We start from the raw sequence: 3,879 nt of genomic DNA, 5'->3' as shown, positions 1-3,879 counted from the left end.
ACCTATAACTTTGGGGGCTTTTTTTCTACCCTAAACTTCTCAAACACGCTCTTAAGCTCCCGTATTTCAAGCTGTCCTATGAATACTACAAATCCCTTCAGGTTAATCTTTTCGGCAGTGGCAGGCATCGCGATCGCTGCAACACTTCTGCCCCATCTCTCTAGCGCCTCACCGAACCTAGTTCCAACCAACCCATCGCCTAATGCATCTGCACTTAAGCAAGCTAACCCAAGCAAAGTAATCATTTCAAAGCAAGATCAAATCTTGTTGCAAGCAATTAGAGCAGGGGATCTCGCTGCTGTGAAAACTGCACTACTTCGTAAAGCCAATCCCAATGCCCAGAACGAACATAGTGAAACGGCATTAATGATTGCAGCAAGCACCAATCACATTGGGATTGCCAAGCTTTTGCTAGCCTATGGAGCGAATGTTAATGGCGGCGATTATACGGTGGGTTATCCTCTGATGGCAGCAGCAAGGGAGGGACATATTGAAATTGTCCAACTCTTCCTGCGCAAAGGAGCCAAGGTCAATCTCTCTGCCGATGAAGGATTTACTGCCCTTGATGACGCGATCGCTGAAAATCAGGTAGCTGTAGTTAAACTCTTGTTAGAAAGTGGCGCAAATCCCAACCACTATGTTGCGGGATCGACCCCACTCTATGATGCGGCGAGTAATGGATATACTAAAATTGTTAGCCTTCTGATCGAGCATGGGGCAGATATTCATGCAAAGTCTTTTGGTAGCAGAACAGCCTTAGCGATCGCGACTCAAAACCAGCACCTTGATGTGGTCAACTTGCTAAAGCAAGCAGGGGCAAAATAGTTCACTTTTTGAAAGAAGCTTTAAGGCGATCGCACAACGTCTTAACAACCTTGATTCTTGCGAACTTCTTGTCATTGGCTTCGATGGTGTACCACGGCGCAAACTCTGTGCCTGTACGTTCGAGCATGTCATTCGCGGCTAGCTCATATTCGTTCCACTTTTCTCGATTGCGAAAGTCTTCAGCAGTGATTTTAAAGTGTTTGTAAGGGGTAGCCTGTCTCAACTGAAATCGACGCAATTGTTCCTCTGGATCGATATGAATCCAAAATTTGAGTACCAAAGTACCATGGTCGTGAAGTTGTTGCTCAAAATTGACAATTTCCGTATAGGCACGCATCCAAGCTGATTCTGAGGCAAACCCTTCGACCCGTTCTACGAGTACGCGACCATACCAACTGCGATCGAAGATGGTGACGCGCCCCACACGCGGTAGATATCGCCAGAAACGCCAGAGATAATGGTGAGAACGTTCCTCATCGCTAGGCGCAGCAATGGGAATAACCTGATAGTCGCGGGCATCGAGGGCCGATGTCACGCGACGAATGATGCCACCCTTACCAGCGGCATCCCAGCCCTCAAATACTAAAATTACCGATCGCCCCAATTCCTTTGCCTGTCGGTAAAGCAAATTTAATCGACCTTGGTATTTTTCTAACTGTTGTTTGTAATCCTCTTCCGTTAGACTTTGCGAAAGATTGAGCGTATCGAGGATGGTATAGGGATTCTCTATCTTTATGAAAGGGTTAGGAGGGGTTACAGAAGGTGCATTACTTGCGGCGAGACGTTTCGAGATCGAGTTGAGAATGTAGTTTCCCATCGTGATGCTTCGATATCGCTTGTCCGCTCCTTCGATTACGAGCCAAGGCGCTTCCCCCGTACTCGTAGTTCGCAGCGCCCGTTCTGAGATGCGGCGAAATTTATCGTATAGCTTAAAGTGTTGCCAGTCGGTATCTGTAACCCGCCAACGCGTCTTCGGATCTTTTGTCAAGGAATTCAATCGGAGCGCTTGTGTTTCTTTGCTGAGGTGAAACCAAAATTTGATAATCAACGCCCCCTCATCTACCAAGGTTTTTTCAAAGGCATTAATCCGCACCAGATCTAAATCAAGATCGATATTTCTGGTCTTGCCATAGACGCGATCGACAATTGGGCGGGTATACCATGACCCAAAAAAGATGCCGATCCGTCCTTTGGGAGGTAAAACTCGCCAAAAACGCCAAGCTTCAGGACGTTCTCTTTCTTCATCAGACATTGCTCCAAAAGCATGGGTTTGGAGGTAGTGCGGATCCATCCACTCGTGGAGCAGGTTAACGCTTTCCCCCTTACCCGCCCCATCTACGCCGCCAATTAAAATAATTACAGGAAAGGGAGCCTGCTTTAGATCTTCTTGAATTTCTAAAAGTTGTATTCGCAAGATCGATTCTTGAGCGTCATACTCTTCTTTACTCAGCTTATGTCCGATTTCAGCAGATTCAAACATGGTACGAACACGCTCCTTAAAGCATCCTATATCTAAATTAACGTCAGTTCGGAATAAGAAAACCTGAAACGCTATACATCCCAAGGCTCCCCCCAGCCCCCCTCAATTCCAAAAAGTTGGCTTGCTTTGCTCCGAAGTCCTTAACCCAAATTCACGTTAACTAGTTTGAAAAGGATTAGATAGGCTTGGTCTATAAATTACTATTCTATCGCTTTAAACAAGTCTAAAAACCGCTTTTAACATTCCTTCATTAGAAGCTTTCGCTCACACCAGTGCTGATTTTTAAAGTCACAAAAAACGTCGCGATTCCCTATTTCCTTTGGAAACGCTTCGCGATCGGGATGCATACTGCTGCCTAGCTAATTGAGAGAAGCCGATTCTATGTCTTGCCATCCTTCTTGATGCCATATCTCTACAGATTTCCAAGTCGGTGAAAACTGACAGTTTTTGATAACGGCTCCATCCCAATCAACACCCTCCAAATTAGCATCGCGAAAATCGCAATTTTCTACTAAAGCATTGCGAAATTTCGCATCTTGCAGGTTAGCGCCACGGAATGAGGTGTGCCTTGTTTGCCAGACCCGCATAAAATGACGATGAAAAGCATGGGTTGCCAGAGCGGCAATCAAAAGCGTTAGGATCCCATAGACAACACCCTGAGAAACCGATTTGAGGCTGATGACACTATAGGCAGCCGAAGTAGCTGAGGAAACTGCCACAGCCATCCAAACACCGCCGATCGCCACGGAACCATAGCGGTAACCTGCTGAGATGCCAGCGATCGCTAAAACAAGGGCTATTAGCAGCCAGATCGGAAGAATGACCATATTAATCATGGGCATAACACTCATGGCAACAGCGCAGACGATTGCCCCCATATATATTCTAAAAATCCATCCCCTAGATGCCGCCCCCGCAGTCGCAAACGCGGCAATCCAAGCAGGCAGGTTGACAATCCACATATTCGGATCGAATCGACTTGCACCACAGCCGAAACTGGTGTGACTGACTCCCCAAGACATAAATCCCAGCAGCATGCTAACAAATATACAAAGAATCAGTAGAAAAAGCTGCCATGTAAACTGCTCGGACTTGCCTGTTTTGACCCCTGAGAAATTTGCCTCTTCTAGGTTTGCCTCTTGAAAGTTAGCGCCTCTCAAATCCGATCTACTAAAATTTGCATTGCTTAATGCCTGCTTTTGAAAGGATTGATGATTTAGGTTGCGATCGCGATAATCCATACAATTAAGCTCCTATCCTAGAGATGCGATGCTGAGATTACGATGAATATACGTTTATCCTGCCCACAGGGTTAGTGATGCGCATCACGCAATTGTTGCGATTTATATCCCCCTATGGTGCTTTCTCTCGCTACATGCTCTCAATACCATCGTAATTGTCACACACGAACCCGATATCGCTGCCCAAACCAAACGTATTATTCGCGGGCAAGATGGTCTAATTACTACAAATTAAAAATAAGTTGGGCTAGAATCAGTATCAATTATCAGCAAATCTTTATAGGGCACCTCTAAAAATCAGTCAGAGACGAAAAACGAAAATAAAAAGAGAGA

The 3,879-nt window shown here is 45.7% G+C and carries 3 protein-coding genes and 1 pseudogene; 2 read left to right on the top strand and 2 right to left on the bottom strand.

The features are described 5' to 3' along the window. Nucleotides 1–825, top strand: an 825-nt coding sequence (locus tag V2H45_RS25260; RefSeq protein WP_330486461.1) for an ankyrin repeat domain-containing protein, incomplete at its 5' end; no start/stop codon positions are given. A 1-nt stretch (nucleotide 826) separates the two neighbouring features. On the opposite strand, the gene pap is transcribed toward V2H45_RS25260, so the two are convergent. Then, a complete protein-coding gene (pap, locus tag V2H45_RS25255) occupies nucleotides 827–2,305 on the bottom strand; it encodes a polyphosphate:AMP phosphotransferase (protein ID WP_330486460.1) in 1,479 nt (492 codons plus the stop codon). Between the two features lie 359 nt (nucleotides 2,306–2,664). Further along, a complete protein-coding gene (locus tag V2H45_RS25250; RefSeq protein WP_330486459.1) occupies nucleotides 2,665–3,546 on the bottom strand; it encodes a pentapeptide repeat-containing protein in 882 nt (293 codons plus the stop codon). 145 nt (nucleotides 3,547–3,691) lie between these two features. On the opposite strand from V2H45_RS25250, the pseudogene V2H45_RS25795 reads away from it, so the two are divergent. After that, nucleotides 3,692–3,781, top strand: a pseudogene (locus tag V2H45_RS25795) (macrolide ABC transporter ATP-binding protein); the annotation flags it as partial. Nucleotides 3,782–3,879: the final 98 nt, after the last annotated feature.

Origin of the sequence: Tumidithrix elongata BACA0141, assembly GCF_036349135.1 — a bacterium.
Lineage (GTDB): Bacteria > Cyanobacteriota > Cyanobacteriia > Pseudanabaenales > Pseudanabaenaceae > Tumidithrix > Tumidithrix elongata.
This window is presented reverse-complemented; position numbering and strand designations above follow the sequence as displayed.